This window comes from Burkholderia sp. A2 (genome assembly GCF_001729305.1).
GTDB lineage: Bacteria > Pseudomonadota > Gammaproteobacteria > Burkholderiales > Burkholderiaceae > Burkholderia > Burkholderia sola.
The window spans coordinates 112,308-128,781 of record NZ_LZXX01000127.1; the positions used below are offsets into that span (position 1 = coordinate 112,308).

At 66.8% G+C, this 16,474-nt stretch carries 17 protein-coding genes and 2 tRNA genes; 9 read left to right on the forward strand and 10 right to left on the reverse strand.

The window, feature by feature from the left end:
* Positions 1-29: 29 nt before the first annotated feature.
* From A9Z05_RS29060 to A9Z05_RS29085, 6 genes are all read left to right on the forward strand, one after another.
* Positions 30-117 (forward strand) — tRNA-Ser (locus A9Z05_RS29060).
* A gap of 141 nt (positions 118-258) precedes the next feature.
* Complete coding sequence (locus A9Z05_RS29065; RefSeq protein WP_069621116.1) at positions 259-654, forward strand: hypothetical protein; 396 nt, start codon at positions 259-261, stop codon at positions 652-654.
* Between the two features lie 241 nt (positions 655-895).
* Positions 896-1,189, forward strand: coding sequence for a hypothetical protein (locus A9Z05_RS29070; protein WP_050011588.1), 294 nt, complete (start codon positions 896-898; stop codon positions 1,187-1,189).
* 306 nt (positions 1,190-1,495) lie between these two features.
* A complete protein-coding gene (locus tag A9Z05_RS29075; RefSeq protein WP_069621117.1) occupies positions 1,496-1,987 on the forward strand; it encodes an energy transducer TonB in 492 nt (163 codons plus the stop codon).
* Positions 1,988-2,290: 303 nt separating this feature from the next.
* Positions 2,291-3,601: an MFS transporter gene (locus A9Z05_RS29080; RefSeq protein ID WP_069621118.1), complete on the forward strand. Its 1,311-nt coding sequence runs from the start codon at positions 2,291-2,293 to the stop codon at positions 3,599-3,601.
* A 105-nt stretch (positions 3,602-3,706) separates the two neighbouring features.
* Positions 3,707-3,886 carry a hypothetical protein gene (locus tag A9Z05_RS29085; RefSeq protein ID WP_006486620.1) on the forward strand — a complete coding sequence of 60 codons (180 nt, stop codon included), beginning with the start codon at positions 3,707-3,709 and terminating at the stop codon, positions 3,884-3,886.
* A gap of 19 nt (positions 3,887-3,905) precedes the next feature.
* Here the strand turns inward: A9Z05_RS29085 and waaC are convergent, their stop codons facing one another.
* Positions 3,906-4,904 carry a lipopolysaccharide heptosyltransferase I gene (gene waaC / locus A9Z05_RS29090; protein ID WP_069621119.1) on the reverse strand — a complete coding sequence of 333 codons (999 nt, stop codon included), beginning with the start codon at positions 4,902-4,904 and terminating at the stop codon, positions 3,906-3,908.
* Positions 4,905-5,096: 192 nt separating this feature from the next.
* Between waaC and A9Z05_RS29095 the strand changes: the two genes are divergently transcribed.
* Positions 5,097-6,653 (forward strand): chloride channel protein, encoded by a 1,557-nt coding sequence (locus tag A9Z05_RS29095; RefSeq protein WP_069621120.1) that lies wholly within the window; start codon positions 5,097-5,099, stop codon positions 6,651-6,653.
* A 116-nt stretch (positions 6,654-6,769) separates the two neighbouring features.
* Here the strand turns inward: A9Z05_RS29095 and A9Z05_RS29100 are convergent, their stop codons facing one another.
* The 5 genes from A9Z05_RS29100 to A9Z05_RS29120 all read right to left on the reverse strand — a co-directional run bounded on the left by A9Z05_RS29100 (position 6,770) and on the right by A9Z05_RS29120 (position 10,054).
* Positions 6,770-7,171, reverse strand: coding sequence for a YXWGXW repeat-containing protein (locus tag A9Z05_RS29100; RefSeq protein ID WP_069621121.1), 402 nt, complete (start codon positions 7,169-7,171; stop codon positions 6,770-6,772).
* Between the two features lie 161 nt (positions 7,172-7,332).
* Positions 7,333-7,587, reverse strand: a complete 255-nt coding sequence (gene minE / locus A9Z05_RS29105) for a cell division topological specificity factor MinE (protein ID WP_006476634.1) — start codon at positions 7,585-7,587, stop codon at positions 7,333-7,335.
* Between the two features lie 12 nt (positions 7,588-7,599).
* Positions 7,600-8,415, reverse strand: coding sequence for a septum site-determining protein MinD (gene minD / locus A9Z05_RS29110; protein ID WP_006476635.1), 816 nt, complete (start codon positions 8,413-8,415; stop codon positions 7,600-7,602).
* Between the two features lie 59 nt (positions 8,416-8,474).
* Complete coding sequence (gene minC, locus A9Z05_RS29115; protein ID WP_046545139.1) at positions 8,475-9,260, reverse strand: septum site-determining protein MinC; 786 nt, start codon at positions 9,258-9,260, stop codon at positions 8,475-8,477.
* A 170-nt stretch (positions 9,261-9,430) separates the two neighbouring features.
* The gene (locus A9Z05_RS29120) at positions 9,431-10,054 is read right to left on the reverse strand and encodes a GNAT family N-acetyltransferase (protein WP_226093718.1); all 624 of its coding nucleotides are present in this window, start codon (positions 10,052-10,054) and stop codon (positions 9,431-9,433) included.
* A gap of 554 nt (positions 10,055-10,608) precedes the next feature.
* Between A9Z05_RS29120 and A9Z05_RS29125 the strand changes: the two genes are divergently transcribed.
* Positions 10,609-11,769 (forward strand): alkane 1-monooxygenase, encoded by a 1,161-nt coding sequence (locus A9Z05_RS29125; protein ID WP_069621122.1) that lies wholly within the window; start codon positions 10,609-10,611, stop codon positions 11,767-11,769.
* Positions 11,770-12,137: 368 nt separating this feature from the next.
* Here the strand turns inward: A9Z05_RS29125 and A9Z05_RS29130 are convergent.
* Positions 12,138-12,228, reverse strand: a tRNA-Ser gene (locus A9Z05_RS29130).
* Between the two features lie 116 nt (positions 12,229-12,344).
* Entirely contained in the window at positions 12,345-13,646 is a 1,302-nt protein-coding gene (serS, locus tag A9Z05_RS29135; RefSeq protein ID WP_069621123.1) for a serine--tRNA ligase, read from the reverse strand.
* Positions 13,647-13,893: 247 nt separating this feature from the next.
* On the opposite strand from serS, the gene A9Z05_RS29140 reads away from it, so the two are divergent.
* On the forward strand, positions 13,894-14,163 hold the full coding sequence (locus A9Z05_RS29140) for a DUF2164 domain-containing protein (protein WP_050011597.1): 270 nt from the start codon (positions 13,894-13,896) through the stop codon (positions 14,161-14,163).
* A gap of 43 nt (positions 14,164-14,206) precedes the next feature.
* On the opposite strand, the gene A9Z05_RS29145 is transcribed toward A9Z05_RS29140, so the two are convergent.
* On the reverse strand, positions 14,207-15,517 hold the full coding sequence (locus tag A9Z05_RS29145) for a replication-associated recombination protein A (RefSeq protein ID WP_069621124.1): 1,311 nt from the start codon (positions 15,515-15,517) through the stop codon (positions 14,207-14,209).
* A gap of 238 nt (positions 15,518-15,755) precedes the next feature.
* A complete protein-coding gene (gene lolA / locus A9Z05_RS29150; protein ID WP_069621125.1) occupies positions 15,756-16,445 on the reverse strand; it encodes an outer membrane lipoprotein chaperone LolA in 690 nt (229 codons plus the stop codon).
* Positions 16,446-16,474: the final 29 nt, after the last annotated feature.

The following is a 16,474-nucleotide window of genomic DNA, read 5'->3' on the forward strand; positions in this document are numbered from 1 at the left end:
GGCATTTCGGTTACAATGCCGCCTCGTGTGGAAGCGTGGCCGAGCGGTTTAAGGCACTGGTCTTGAAAACCAGCGACGGGAAACTGTCCGTGAGTTCGAATCTCACCGCTTCCGCCAGGAAATTCGCCGAACCCCGTCCATTCGCAGAATGACGGGGTTTTTGTTTGTCCGCACGCGTGCGGCCCGCACGTCCCGACGCATCGCGCCAGATGCCGTTACAATCCCGCGCTCCGATTCGCGAAACGGGAAATCCACGTCATGAAGCCCTTCCTCGCCTCGTCGCTCGTCGCCGTGCTGGCCGCCGTCAGCACGCATGCGGCGGCCGACACCGCCTCCGGCAGCGACGCGCAAGCGTCGTGCGCGATCGCGTACGTGACCGGCGTCGGCGGTTCGCCGCGCGGGCTGAGCGAATATCTCGCGAGCCCGTCGCCGTACAACTACCTGAAGGACAACGAGCTCCAGTGCAAGGTGGCGGACGACGGACGCACGTCGAACTGCACCGGCGTGACCTATCTGCGCAACGAACAGGTCAGCGTGTACGACGATTCCGATCCGGCGACGCTGACCGTCGTCGCGCGCGTGGAACTCGATCATGGCCAGAAGTATCCGGTAATCGTCGTCGTGCAGCGCAAGGACGCGCGCTGCAAGCAATGACGCCCGCCATGTGATGCCCCCTTTCCGTCGCCCGCTGATGGAATCGGCGCCGGATCGCCGACGCGCCGAAGCGACGGGGTGCGAGCGTCCCGGACGCCCGCGGCCGCACACAGCCGGACACCTCCCGGCCCGCCCCGCCATCGCCTAGAATTCGTTCAACACGGCGACACGAACGCCGCCGCGTGTTCGATGTATTCGATGCCGCACGCGCCACCCCTGCGCGCGGCACACGGAGATCGCCATGACCGACCTGTCGACCGCGACGGACCACGTCGATTACGAAGGCTTCGAAATCCATGTCGTGCCGGCCGCGATGCCCGGCAGCGACACGCGCTATACCTACACCGGCTACGTGTGCCATCCGGGCGTGAATCCCGCGCTGCCCGGCCATGCGGTGCCGTTCCACGCGGACGGCGAGGAAAGCTTCGCGAGCGTCGACGAGGCGACCCACGAAGCCGTGCACATCGGCAAGAGCATCATCGACGGCACGCACCCCGACCTGTCGGTCCTGTCGCTCGTGACGCACGGCTTCTGACGCGGCCGGAACGCATCGCCGACGATTCCCCGGAAGGCCGCCGAGGTTGCCGCGTCGGCTGACCGCGCCGCGCGACCGAACGATCGCAGCGTGCCGCAGCTTTCAGCCTTCCAACACGCGCGTGCGCCGCGGACGCTGTCACATGTCGCGTCACATCGCGGTGCACGACGGCGTTGCTCGACGCGACGTCCGGCCGGCGTCATCCGCGATCGCAACGACCGATCCCGCGCGCTATGCGTTTCCCCCCATATCGTCTCGCGTCGGTACGCCTATCATTTTTTTATCGTCCCTCCCGGCCATCACGTCATGCGCCCCCTTCTCCGTCCGCGCGTCCCCCGGCTGCGTGTTGCTGCGCTGGCCGCGGTCGCCCTGCTTGCCGCGTGCACGATCACGCCGCCTTCGTCGTTACGCTCGGTCCTGACGATTCCGTCGGTCATACGCAGCGGCAATCTCGACCAGTATCGCGTCGAGGTCGCGCACCGCGTCGCCGAACGCAATCCGTCCGGCATGCTGCACGGCACACCGCAGGCCATGCTGCGTTCGCTCGTCGTCGTGGCCTTCACCGTCGACGGCAGCGGCCGCGTGATCAACGCATCCGTCTATCGCAGCAACGGCGACAGTGAGGCGGAGGCGCTCGCGCTCGCGTCGCTGCGCCGCTCGGCGCCGCTGCCGGCGCCGCCGTCGCGGCTGCTCGACGGCAACGGTCGGCTCGAACTGATGGAAGGCTGGCTCTTCAACGACGACGGCCACTTCCAGCTGCAAAGCACCGCGTCCGCGCAGGCGCAATCGATCGACTGACGCGCCGCCGCGGCCCGATTGCCGGTGGGCGCCGCCGCTGGCTATAATTTTCCGCACTCGCGCGGCCATCACGCCGCGCGCGCGTTCGCGCGCCCCACCCGGCAAGCGAGCCGACCACGCCGGCACCGGGCGGCGGCGACGTACCCGTCTCCATCGTCGACCGGCGGGTGACGTCCGCGCCACGGCGCACGTCCACGCCGCCACCGCGTCATCCGCATCAATCATTTGCCCGGCTATCGGCAGGCAGTCGCTTGCCCCGGCGCACGCCCAGCCGGCTGCCCCAACGACAAAACGGAGACATCCATGTCCGCATCCCCCGCAACCGTTGCACACGCAACCGGTTCGGCCGGCGCCGTCAGCCACCGGCGCATCGTGTTCGCGAGCTTCATCGGCACCGCGATCGAGTTCTACGATTTCTACGTGTACGCGACGGCCGCCGCGCTCGTCATCGGCCCCGTATTCTTCCCGCACGGCTCCGCGACGGCGCAAGCGCTGTCAGCGTTCGTCACGTTCGGGATCGCGTTCATCGCACGCCCGATCGGCTCGTTCCTGTTCGGGCACTTCGGCGACCGCATCGGCCGCAAGTCGACGCTCGTCGCATCGCTGCTCGTGATGGGCGTGTCCACCACCGCGATCGGCTTCGTGCCCGGCTACGACGCGATCGGCGCGCTCGCGCCGGTGCTGCTGTGCGTGCTGCGCTTCGGCCAGGGGATCGGCCTCGGCGGCGAATGGGGCGGCGCTGCGCTCCTCGCGACCGAGCACGCGCCGCAGGGCAAGCGCGGCTGGTTCGGGATGTTCCCGCAACTGGGGCCGTCGGTCGGCTTCCTGATGTCGAACGGGCTGTTCTTCGCGCTCGCGCTGTCGCTGTCCGACGCGCAGTTCCGCAGCTGGGGCTGGCGCATCCCGTTCCTCGTCAGCGCGGTGCTCGTCGCGCTCGGCCTGTACGTGCGGCTCAAGATCACCGAAACGCCCGCGTTCCAGGCGGCGCTCGACCGCAACGAGCGCGTGCGCGTGCCGGTCGCGACGCTCGTCACGCAACACTGGCGGCCGACGCTGCTCGGCGCGCTCGCGATGGTCGTCTGCTACACGCTGTTCTACATCTCGACGGTGTTCTCGCTGTCGTACGGCGTGTCGGCGCTGCATATTCCGCGCCAGAGCTTCCTCGGCCTGCTGTGTTTCGCAGTCGTCTTCATGGGTCTCGCGACGCCGCTGTCCGCATGGGCGTCGGACCGCTTCGGCCGCAAGCCGGTGCTGGTCGTCGGCGCGATCGCCGCGCTGCTGTCGGGGTTCGCGATGGAACCGCTGCTCGGCAGCGGCTCGATGCCGCTCGTCGCGCTGTTCCTGACGATCGAGCTGTTCCTGATGGGCGTGACGTTCGCACCGATGGGCGCGCTGCTGCCGGAATTGTTCCCGACCAATGTCCGCTACACGGGCGCGGGCGTCGCGTACAACCTCGGCGGGATCCTCGGCGCGTCGATCGCGCCGTATATCGCGCAACTGCTGGCCGCGCGCGGCGGGCTGTCGTGGGTCGGCGGCTACGTGTCGGTGGCGGCGGCGATCAGCCTGATCGGCGTACTGCTGATGCGCGAAACGCGCGACGCGTCGCTCGTCTGACCCTTCGGGGCGACCCGGGTTGTACGGCGGCGGGCGCTGCCTATACTCGATCCTGGGCGCGTCGTTGCGCGCCCGGGGATCCCGCCCCGACAAGGAGCCGCCGCCATGAATATCCGCCTTGCCAATGCCGATCTCGTGCTGATCCTTGCGCTCGCGCTCGGTGGCGCGCTGTTGCTCGCGCTGCGGTTCCGGCCGAAGACCTGGCGCGGCCTCGTGTTCGAGGCGCTGCTGGCGAATCTGGCGGCCATCGCAGCCGTCGTCACGGTCGAAGCACTGCTCGCCTGACCGCGGCCGCCGCGCCGCGTCAGGCCAACAGCCGCGCGCGCACCGCGCCGTAGGCCGGGCAAACCGTATCGATCGCATCCAGCGCCTCGTCGACGGTCGGCATCGCGCCCGGCTCGCCGATCGACAGCGCATTCGGCACGCCGCCGATGCCGCAATGATGGCGCGACGTCGCGACGAAAATCATGACGGTGGGCCGCTGCAGTGCGTGCGCCATGTGCACGAACCCCGTATCGACACCCACCACGAGCGCGGCCCGGCCAAGCGCCGCGCCGAGCTCACGCACCGTCATCGCCGGTAACACGACCGCGCCCGGCGCCCGCGCGGCGATATCGCGCGCATCGTCGTGCTCGGCCGCCGATCCCCACGGCAACAGCACGCGCACGCCGCGCGCCATCATCTGCGTCGCAAGGGCGGCCCAGTGCTCGGCCGGCCACTTCTTGTCGGGATTGGACGTCGCATGGAACAGCAGCATGAACGGCCCGCCGTCGGTCACGGCGGCCGGCAGGTTCGCATCCTGCGGCGCGACGATGCCGTGCGTGGCAGGCCCTTCCGGCACGTAGCCGAGCGCTTCGCCGGCACTCACGCGCATCCCGTGCCATGCGTCGCAGTCCGGCCGCGGACCGAAACGGTGCGAATACGCGAAGCGCGCACCCGTTTCGCCGAGATCCTGCGTCTGGTAGCCGAAGCGACGCGCGCCACGCGCCAGCGACGAAATGATCGCGCTCTTGTACACGCCGTGCAGATCGATGATCGCGTCGTAGCGGTGCGCACGCAACGCACCGATCGATGCCGAGATCGCCTTCAGGTCGCCGGCATTGCGCAGTTTCTTGAAACGGCGCAGCGGCGCGCACAGGACGGCGCTCACACCCGGATGCCAGCGTACGACCTCCGCGCACGATTCGTCGACGGCCCAGTCGACCGTCACGCCGGGGAAAGCGCGATGCAGGTCGGCGACGACAGGCAGCGTCTGGACGACATCGCCGAGCGACGTCACTTTCACGATAAGGATACGTTTCACGATTTGCGGGGACTCTCGACTGGCCATTCTGGCATGCTAACGACCGTTGCTATGTACAGACATTACGCGAGCATTACATTTGCAACAAATTGCATCTCTTTTGTGAATTTTTGTCGTCCTTCTCGGAGCATCGTCGCCCCGGTGGCATCCGGTTCTTTTTATAATTCCCTCTTTGCCCTCCGGCCCGAGCCCATGCCGCGCCCTGCCCTTCCCGCGCTGTTTCCCGCCCTTACCCGCCGCTCGCTGCGAATCTGGCGCCAGTATGGTGTTTTCTGGCTCGGCGCGATCGTCGTCGGCCTCGCGGCCGTACTGTATGCCCGATTGATCGACTGGGGTTACGAGACTTTTCGCGCGATGCGCGATCACGCCGTCTGGCTGCCGCTGCTGCTGACGCCGGCGATCGCCGCCTTGTCGGCATGGATCACGCGCCGCTTTTTCCGCGGCGCCGAGGGCAGCGGCATCCCGCAGGTGATCGCGACGCTGCATGCGCGCCCGAGCGCATTCGGCGCGCGGCTGCTGACGCTGCGCATCCTGTTCGGCAAGGTGCTGATTTCGTTCCTCGGCATCCTCGGCGGCTTCACGATCGGCCGCGAGGGGCCGACCGTGCAGGTCGGTGCGGCGCTGATGTTCAACCTGCGGCGCTTCTACCCGCGCTCGAACGCGCAGATCGAACGCCAGCTCGTGCTCGCTGGCGCGGCGGCCGGACTGTCGGCCGCATTCAATACGCCGCTCGCGGGCATCGTGTTCGCGATCGAGGAACTGACCCGCAGCTTCTCCGCACGCGCGAGCGGCGTACTGATCACCGCGATCATCCTCGCCGGCGTCGTCGCGCTCGGGCTGAACGGCAACTACACGTATTTCGGCACGATCAACGCCGGGCTCCATTTCCCGAAGCTGCTGGCGGTGGCGGTGCTGGTCACCGCGATCGTGACGGGCATCGCGGGCGGCTTGTTCTGCTGGCTGCTGCTGAACACGGGGCGCTGGCTGCCCGCGCAACTGCTGGGCCTGTACCGTGAGCGGCCGGTCGCGTTCGCCGCGCTGTGCGGCTTCACGATCGCCGTCGTCGGGCTCGTGTCCGGCGGCACGACGTTCGGCAGCGGCTATGCGGAGGCGCGCGGCCTGCTCGACGGCAGTCAGCAGCTGTCGGTGTTCTATCCGCTCCTGAAGATGGTGTCGATGGTCGCGTCGTACCTGCCGGGCATCCCGGGCGGGATCTTCGCGCCGTCGCTGTCGATCGGCGCCGGCTTCGGCAACGTGCTGCATGCCGTGTTCAGCAACATGAGCCTGCCGATGCTGATCGCGCTCGCGATGGTCGGCTATCTGGCCGCCGTCACGCAGTCGCCGATCACGTCGTTCGTGATCGTGATGGAAATGATCAACGGTCACGCGCTCGTGATTTCGCTGATGGCGACCGCACTGGTATCGAGCCGGGTATCGCGCTTTTTCGCGCCGCCGCTCTACGAGACGCTCGCGCAGCGCTATCTCGCGCCGCCCGTCGCGCCGGCCGCGGCAACCGCAGCGCCCGCGGCGGGCAACATGACCGACGTGACCGAACCCCAGGATGCAACGGCGGCCCCCGCCGATCCGCTCGACACGCTGCGCGACGAAGGCGACGAAGGCGACGAGGAGCCGGCCGCTGCGGCGCCGGCCGACAGCGCTGCGGACACGGCGGCGCCGCACGATGCCGGGCCCGCTGCGACCGATGCGAACGGCCCGACGCAACAGCACGGCCCGCGCGACGCTCAGTAGATCACGACGGGCGCCGGCCGGTAGTAGACCGGCCGCGCCGGCACGACGATGCACCCGGCCAGTGTGATCGCGACGAGCGCGATGGCGATTGCGGTTCTTTTCATCGCGCGCCGCCATCAAGCCCAGTGGCCGCGGGTCCAGAACCAGTTCGGGCCGCGCTGGTCCCAATGCCCGGGCACCCACTGCATGCCGACGCGCTCGGCCTCCCAGTGGCCGCCGATCCACACGTAGCGCCCATGCTCCCAATGCCAGTGCCCGCGCTCCCACACGTAGCCCACGCGCGTGGCCGGTACGACCTCGTAGCGCACGGGCGGCGGCGCATTCGGCGCGACGGCGACGATTTCCCCGGTAGGCACGGCGACCGGCTCCGTGATGACCATGCGTCCCTGCGGCGCGATCACGGGCGTGCCGACGAGAATCTCGTCCGCATGCGCGGCGAACGGCGCGACGACGGCCGACAGGCTCGCGGCGAACAGCACGAGCGAAACGATACGACGTGAAACGGTAGAGACAGCCATCACAACCTCCTGGTTGAACAACACACGTGAGCGTATTCGTTCAATGCGGGAGGGTCGATGACGGACGACAGGCGTCGTGTTACGGCGCGCCCGAAAGTGCAACAGGGCGTAAGACGCGCACGGCGGCGGGCGCCGCCGTGCGGAGGGACACGCGCTCAGCGTCAGGCTTGCGGGATCTCGATCTTCACTTCGAGGACTTCGAGATCGTCCTGGCGCTCGAGGCTCACGCGGATGTCATCGTCCGAAATATGGACGTACTTCGAGATGACCGCGACGAGCTCTTTCTGCAGCGCCGGCAGGTAATCGGCAGGCGGCCGGCCGCCGACCCGCTCGTGCGCGATGATGAGCTGCAGGCGCTCCTTCGCGACCGATGCGGACTTCTTCTTCTCGCCGAGGAGAAACGAAAGGATGGACATGGGCGGCCTCCGTTACTTGCTGCCGAAGAGGCGCTGCAGCAGGCCCGGCTTCTGGTAATCGGTGAAGCGCAGCGGCTTGTCCTCGCCGAGAAAGCGGGCAACGACGTCCTTGTACGCTTCCGCAACGTCGGTACCGTCGATATGCACGGCCGGCAGACCCTGGTTCGACGCATGCAGCACGGCTTCCGACTCGGGCACCACGCCGATCAGCTTGATGCGCAGGATCTCGCTGATGTCCTCGAGCGACAGCATCTCGCCTTCGCTCACGCGCTTCGGGCTGTAACGCGTGATCAGCAGGTGTTCCTTGATCGGCTCCTTGCCTTCGGTCGCGCGCTTCGTCTTCGACGACAGGATGCCGAGAATGCGGTCCGAGTCGCGCACCGACGACACTTCCGGGTTCGTGACGATCAGCGCTTCATCCGCGAAGTACATCGCATGCAGCGCGCCGGCTTCGATACCGGCCGGCGAATCGCAGACGATGTATTCGAAGTCCATCGCGACGAGGTCGTTCAGCACCTTCTCGACGCCGTCGCGCGTCAGCGCATCCTTGTCGCGCGTCTGCGACGCCGGCAGGATGAACAGGTTCTCGCACTTCTTGTCCTTGATCAGCGCCTGGTTCAGGTTCGCTTCGCCCTGGATCACGTTCACGAGGTCATACACGACGCGACGCTCGCAGCCCATGATGAGATCGAGGTTGCGCAGGCCGACGTCGAAGTCGATCACGGCCGTCTTGTGGCCGCGCAGCGCGAGACCCGACGCGAAGCTCGCGCTCGTCGTCGTCTTGCCCACGCCGCCCTTGCCCGAGGTCACCACGATGATTTTTGCCATTTACCCAATACCCTGTGTTCGTCAATGAGAGCCGATCGATCCGGAGCGCACCGCGTGAATCACGTCAGGCGCAGCGGTTCGATCATCAGTTTTTCCTCTTCGAGCCGGATCTGTACCGATTTGCCCAGTACGTCGGCGGGCAGCGGGTTCTCGGTCGTTCGATAGATACCCGCGATCGAAATCAGTTCCGGTTCGAGACACGTGCAGAAAATGCGCGCGTCGTGATTGCCGTGCACGCCCGCGAGCGCGCGGCCGCGCAACGGCGCGTAGATGTGGATATTGCCTTCCGCGATGATTTCCGCGCCGTGACTGACCGGCGCGAGCACCACGAGGTCTCCTTTCGCGTAAATCTGCTGCCCCGAACGCAACGGCCGGTCGATCACCAGCGTCTGGCCGCCGGCCTGCACGAGCGTCGGCGCGGGCTCCGACGGCTGTTCGGGCGCCGCTGCGGCTGCCGCTGCGGCGGCGGGCTCGACGGCTGGCACGGCCGCCGGCTCCGCTTCGTCGGCAGGTTTCGCGGCCGGCGCGCGGCGATCGCGCGCCTCCAGCAACGGCAGGCCGGCTTCCCCCGCCCAGCCCTGCGTTGCCAGTGCGACGACGCCCACCGGACGCATCCGCACGTCGTTCAGCATCTGGCGGATGTCCGCGAGCGCGACGCGCTCGCCGTCAGCCAGGCGGCGGACGTCGATCGCGACGACATCGTCGGCGAAAAACTCGGGAGTCGCTTCGAAGCGCTTGACCAGTTCGGTACGCAACGCATCGAGATCGGTCGTCTTCACGGTGAACAGCAACGTATCGACCGATCCGCTGCGCAGCTCGAAGAATGGCGATTTTTTAAGCGACATGGACACTCTGCAAAAATTTTTTGCGTATTTTACAGGCGTCCACGCGGGCGGCCATTATTTTTGGGACTCAGGGTTGCGGCGGCCCGGGCGGACGCGCAACCGGCAGGCGGGCAGGCCAGCGGGCGATCGGACTTTTGTCGCGCCGCGCGGCGGGCTATTTCGAGGTCGGGTCAGTGCTTCACCTGCGACACGAACAGCGATTTCATCGCGCCGGGCATCCGCGCGATCGGCGCATGTTCGCCGGTGTTGCCGAAACCGGCACGCTCGTAGAAACGGATCGCGTTGCGATTCGCATCGGCGATCCACGCGTAGACGTCGGTGGCGCCGCGCTCGGCGAGCCATGCGGTGGCCGTCTCCAGCAGCAGCACGCCGCCCCGCAGATGACGCACCGCATGCGCGACCCACAGTTCGCTGACGAACGCGCGCCGATCGGGCGTGTTGTCGAAATACGCGCCGATCATGCCCGCCGGGTGGCCTTCGGTGTACAGCAGGAAAGTCGTCGACTCGTCGGACACGGCGCGCTGCGCGGCGATCGCCGACGCCGCGTCCGTTTCGACGGTCAGCAATTCGGCCTCCGGCGCTTCGCCGGGCGCATAGGGCTCACGCAGCGATGCGGCGCGGAGTTCGCGATACACGCCGCCCTGGTCGGCAGCGATACGACGAACGGTCAAGGTCGAACTCATGCAGGCACAGCCCCCTTCGGACAGCAAGCTAGTAGCTTCAACCGAAAGCGGGGCATGAGTCAAATCGTAATTTTCAAATGGCGGCGCGGATCGAAAGGCGGCAGATGTCATCAGCGACGACCCGCACCGCTCGGTGTGCAGGTGCAGCATCGGGGCATCGACGCGGACGACGGAAGGGTGAGCGCGATCGCGTGATCCGGCGCTACGCGTCGTTCTCCTTGCGGTGCGCGGCCGGCCGGTCTCGAACCGCGTTGCAACGCGTCGCCGCGGCCGTAACGCTACGTAATATAAGCGAACCAAAGCGCACGGCGCCCATACTTCGGCAGCCTCATTATTGCGACGCAACATCTGTTGCAGCCCCGTCACACCGGCCTGTGCGCGCCGCACGCCGAGCCAATCGTCTGACGAACGCGCCGCCGCGCGGGCCGATCCGCCGTCATCGGTACGTTTCAATCCGCGCGTAGCGGCCCCGCCCCGCCCTGCGTCTCGCGCCACCCGTCGTTTGGAGCGCCGCGCCTAGCGCGCGGGTTTGGCAAGCGCGCGCACCGGTCGTATAACAGGCAGAACCGGGCAACGATCCGGCGCTGCCGCGCGCGTCGCGGACCACGTGGATTCGAACAATCTTGCATGCGGCCGCCCGCGGGCCGGCCGACTGGAGGGAGACAATGGCAATGACCGACGGATCGGCCTCGGGCTGGTCGGATGGCAAGCGTTACCTGTGGCTGCTCGGCGCGCTGACGATCACGCTGCCGATCCTCGCCGCGCAACTCGCGCTGTCGACGGGCCTTCACGTGTTCTGGTGGTTCGGCCCGCTGTTCGCGTTCGGCGTGATCCCGATTCTCGACACGCTGATCGGCGACGATCGCGACAATCCGCCCGAGGCCGTCGTGCCGCACCTCGAACGCGAGCGCTATTACCGGTACATCGTCTATCTCGCAACTTTCGTCGAATACGTCGCATTCTTCATGTGCGTCTGGATCGTCGGCACGCACGCGCTCGCGTGGTACGACTACGTCGGCTTCGCGCTGTCTCTCGGCGCCGCGACGGGCATCTCGATCAACACCGCGCACGAACTCGGGCACAAGACCGACCGCTTCGAACGCTGGCTCGCGAAGATCACGCTCGCGCCGGTCGCGTACGGCCACTTCTACGTCGAGCACAATCGCGGCCATCACGTGCGCGTCGCGACGGCCGAGGATCCGGCGAGCGCGCGCTACGGCGAGTCGTTCTGGGCGTTCCTGCCGCGTACGGTGACGGGCAGCATCCGCTCCGCGTGGCGGCTCGAGAAGGCTCGCCTCGAACGGCTCGGCCATTCGCCGTGGACCTGGCGCAACGAAGTGCTTCACGCATGGGCGATGACTGTCGTCGTGTGGGGCATCGCGATCGCGATGGCCGGCAAGGTCGTGATCCCGTTCCTCGTGATCCAGGCCGTCTACGGCGCGTCGCTGCTCGAAGTCGTGAATTACGTCGAGCACTACGGGCTCGGCCGCCGCAAGCTGCCGAACGGGCGCTACGAGCGCTGCACGCCGCAGCATTCGTGGAACAGCAATCACGTCGTCACGAACCTGTTCCTGTACCAGTTGCAGCGACACGCCGACCATCACGCGAATCCGACGCGCTCGTACCAGGCGCTGCGCCACTTCGACGATGCGCCGCAATTGCCGGCCGGCTACGCGACGATGATCCTGTTCGCGTACGTACCGCCGCTCTGGTATCGCGTGATGAATCCGCGAGTCGTCGCGCACTATCGCGGCGACATGGCGCAATCGAATATCAAGCCGTCGATCCGCGACAGGGTGCTGGCGCAGTATCCGGCGGCGGGGTGATGGGTCGGCAGGACTGTGTAGAAGCCGGCGAGGGCTGTGGGAGACGGTTGGCGCGCCGGCAACCGGTTTGCATGCGCACGGTGCGACAGCGACGCCGTCACGCCATTTCCGGCAACGCGGACATGGCCCGGTGACGACGGCAGTCAGCCATGCAAAACCGTCAGGACTTCCGACAGTCGGTGCGTCACGGGGCCGCGGTATTCGTCATGCAGCGAGCCGGCATCGAAGATGCGGCAGGATCGCGCCGGCACGATCCGATGCAGCCGTCGTAGCCAGCCTGTCGTCACCGCATCCGTAATCGACACGTTGCACCGACGACCCAAAACGAAAAACCCCTTGATCCTTCCGGATCAAGGGGCTTCGTATTTTGGCGGAGAGGGTGGGATTCGAACCCACGGTACGGGGAAACCGTACGCCTGATTTCGAGTCAGGTACATTCGACCACTCTGCCACCTCTCCTTCCTTGCTGCATTTCGCGGCTGGTCGTTTCCGCGAGAAAAAGATTATAAGACGATCGCTTCGAGGCTGACAAGCCCTTTCTGCAAATTTTTTGCGAAGGCTCCGAAAGACCCGCGTTACGACGCCTGTGCCGGCGCGTCGATCCGCTCCATGCCGCCCATGTACGGACGCAGCACTTCCGGCACCGTGACCGAGCCGTCCGCGTTCTGGTAGTTCTCCAGCACCGCGACGAGCGTGCGGCCGACCGCCAGACCCGAACCGTTCAGCGTATGCACGAGCTCCGGCTTGCCGTGCGCGTTGCGGAACCGCGCCTGCATCCGGCGCGCCTGGAACGCCTCGGTGTTCGAGCAGCTCGAGATCTCGCGATAGGTGTTCTGCGCGGGCAGCCACACCTCAAGGTCGAACGTCTTCGCGGCCGAAAAGCCCATGTCGCCCGTGCACAGCGTGATCACGCGGTACGGCAGGCCGAGCTTCTGGAGGATCGCTTCCGCGTGGCCGACCATTTCGTCGAGCGCCGCGTACGACGTTTCCGGCGCGACGACCTGCACCATCTCGACCTTGTCGAACTGGTGCTGACGGATCATCCCGCGCGTGTCGCGGCCGTACGAACCGGCTTCCGAGCGGAAGCACGGGGAATGCGCGGTGAGCTTGATCGGCAGCGCGGAGGCGTCGACGATCGACTCGCGCACGGTATTCGTCAGCGAAATCTCGGACGTGGAGATCAGGTATTGCGTGACCGTGTTTTCCGCACCGCCCTTCTCGACGCGGAACATGTCGTCCGCGAACTTCGGCAACTGGCCCGTGCCGTACAGGATCTCCGGGTTCACGATGTACGGCGTATACGTTTCGGTATAGCCGTGCTGCTGCGTGTGCGTATCGATCATGAACTGCGCGAGTGCGCGGTGCAGGCGCGCGATCGGGCCGCGCAGCATCGTGAAGCGCGCACCGGCGAGCTTCGCGCCCGTCTCGAAATCGAGGCCGAGCGGCGTGCCGACGTCGACGTGATCCTTCACCGCGAAGTCGAACTGGCGCGGCGTGCCCCAGCGGCGCACCTCGACGTTGTCGGCTTCGTCCTTGCCGACCGGCACGCTTTCGTGCGCGACGTTCGGCATGCCCAGCATCAGGTCGGACAGGCGCGCCTGGATCTCGCCCAGCTTGGCTTCCGACGCCTTCATGTCATCGCCGATCCCGCTGACCTCGGCCATCACGGCCGACGTGTCCTCGCCCTTGCCCTTCATCGCGCCGATCTGCTTCGACAGGCTGTTGCGGCGCGCCTGGAGCTCTTCGGTGTGGGTCTGGATCGCGCGGCGTTCCGCTTCGAGTGCGGAGAACGCGGCGACGTCGAGGGTGTAGCCGCGATCGGCGAGGCGCTTGGCGACGCCGTCGAGGTCTTTGCGCAGCAACTGGATGTCGAGCATGGGAGGACTTGGAAAATCGTTGTGTAAGACGGGAATTCTAACGCACCGCGCGGCCGCCACGGCGTCGGCCGGATGGACAATGCCGCAAATGGGCAGCCATGGCAGTATCGCATTCGCGGTCCGCCGCATCGGCGGCCGGCGAACTGCCGAGCGCGTGGCCATGACGGGATCGCACCACGCCCGCGCCGGCTGGCGGCAACCGAATCGGGCGGAGCGCCGGCTCCGCGTCACAGCCCCAAGGAATCCGATGACCATCGAACTCGACAAGGATGTTCGCGACCGCGCGATCGCGTCGCTGCAACGCTATTTCACAGAAAACATGGACGAGCCGATCGGCAACATCCAGGCCGGCGCGCTGCTGCATTTCTTCATTCAGGAAGTCGCGCCGGCGATCTACAACCTCGCGATCGCCGACGCGCAGGAACGCCTGCATGCGCGGGTCGCCGAACTCGACATCGAATGCCACGAAGAGCCGTTCGAATACTGGAAGAAACAGCAACCGGCCCGCAAGCGCTGACGCCTGCGCGGCAGCGCGGATCGAACCGGCGCGGGCGGCGCCGTCAATCCTTCTTGCCGGCCTCGCGATCGAGCTCGCGCAGCCATGCGAGCTTCTCGGCGATCTTCGACTCCAGCCCGCGCGGCACCGGCTGATACCAGCGCGGCTCGCGCATCCCGTCCGGCAGGTACGTCTCGCCGGCCGCGTACGCGTTCGGCTCGTCGTGCGCGTAACGATAAGCGTGACCGTAGCCGAGCTCCTTCATCAGCCTGGTCGGCGCGTTGCGCAGGTGCACGGGCACCTCGCGCGACTTGTCCTGCTTCACGAACGCCATCGCCTGGTTGAACGCGTTGTAGCCGGCGTTGCTCTTCGCCGCGCACGCGAGATAGATCACGGCCTGCCCGAGCGCGAGTTCGCCTTCCGGCGAGCCGAGCCGTTCATAGGTTTCGGCCGCGTCGTTCGCCACCTGCAACGCGCGCGGGTCGGCCAGGCCGATGTCTTCCCACGCCATCCGCACGATGCGCCGCGCGAGATACTTCGGATCCGCGCCGCCGTCGATCATCCGGCAGAACCAGTACAGCGCGCCGTCCGGGCTCGATCCGCGCACCGACTTGTGCAGCGCCGAAATCTGGTCGTAGAAGTTGTCGCCGCCCTTGTCGAAGCGCCGCGCGTTCAGCGTCATCGCGTTGCTGACGAAATCGGCATCGATCGTCGTGACCCCGGCCGACGTCGCCGCCGTCTGCGCCTGTTCGAGCAGGTTCAGGAAGCGGCGCGCGTCGCCGTCCGCGTAGCCGACCAACGTATCGATCGCCTTGTCGTCGAACGCGAGGCCGTCGAGCGCGATTTCCTGCGCACGTTTCAGCAACTGGCGCATCTCGTCGTCGTTCAGCGACTTCAGCACGTACACCTGCGCCCGCGACAGCAATGCCGAATTGACCTCGAAACTCGGGTTTTCGGTCGTCGCGCCAATGAAGGTCACGAGGCCCGACTCGACGAACGGCAGCAGCGCATCCTGCTGCCCCTTGTTGAAACGGTGGATCTCGTCGACGAACAGGATCGTGTGGCGGCCGGTACGGTTCAGCGTGTCCTTCGCCTGCTCCATCGACTCGCGGATGTCCTTCACGCCGCCGAGCACCGCGGACAGCGCGATGAACTCGCAGTCGAACGCAAGCGCGGTGAGCCGCGCGAGCGTCGTCTTGCCGACGCCGGGCGGCCCCCACAGGATCATCGAATGCGGCTTGCCGGATTCGAACGCGAGCCGCAACGGCTTGCCTTCGCCCAGCAAATGCGTCTGGCCGATCACCTCGGCGAGCGTTTTCGGCCGCAGCGCCTCGGCGAGCGGGCGGCGCGGCTCGACTTGAAACAGGTCGGACATGAACCCTCGCTCCACATCAAACGGTCGCGGCCGAACCGGCCGCCGGACCTGACATTATGACAGCCGCGCGAACGCGCCGCCGGGCCTGGTGCCCGCACCTGTTGCACACGTCCGTTGCACACGTCCGTTGCACACGTCCGTTACACGCGTCCGTTACACGTGTCCGTTACACGCGTCCCAAAACAACACGGGCCCGCCGTTGCCGGCAGGCCCGTGTCGGGAAAACGTGCAACGGAGATCAGCCGTTGATCACGTCCGCGCCCTTCGGCACGACGAACTTGAACGTATCGCCCTTCAGCGACGGGTTCGTCTGGATGTTCGTGAAGGTCAGCAGCGTCACGTTGCCGAACACGTCGTGCAGTTCCATCGCGGCGAGCGTGCCGTTGCGGAAACCGATGCCGATCCGCTGGAACTGCGTGTCCTGCGCCTTCGGCAGCATCTCGAGCCACTCGATGCCGCCCTTCTCGCCCGCATCGCGCAGCGTGTAGTTCTTGTCGAGATCGTTGCTGCCGAACAGGATCGCCGCCGGGCTCGCGCCCAGCGCGCCGTTCAGCTTGCGCTCGGTGACCTGGTTCAGGTCGCGGTCGTACACGTAGAGCTTGTCGCCGTCGGCCTGCAGCACCTGCTGGTACGGCTTCTGATACGTCCAGATGAACTTGCCCGGCCGTGCGAACACGAACGTGCCGCTCGAATTGTCGGTGGGCTTCGGCGCGGCCTGCGCGGCGCTCGCGCCCTTGGCCGGCGCCTTGACGATCTGCTGCGTGAAATCGCCCTTCGCCGAACGGACCTGCGACACGAAGGCCTTCAGTTGCTCGGTGCCGCCCGCGAACGCGTGCGTCGCCGCGAGCATCAGCGACGCGCCGGCGAGCGCCGCGCCAAGCCAGCGCCGCGTCGAACGAAGGGAAGGGGCGAACGAAAGTTGCTGCATGATGCGGTTTTCTCCGTGGGTGGCCGGCG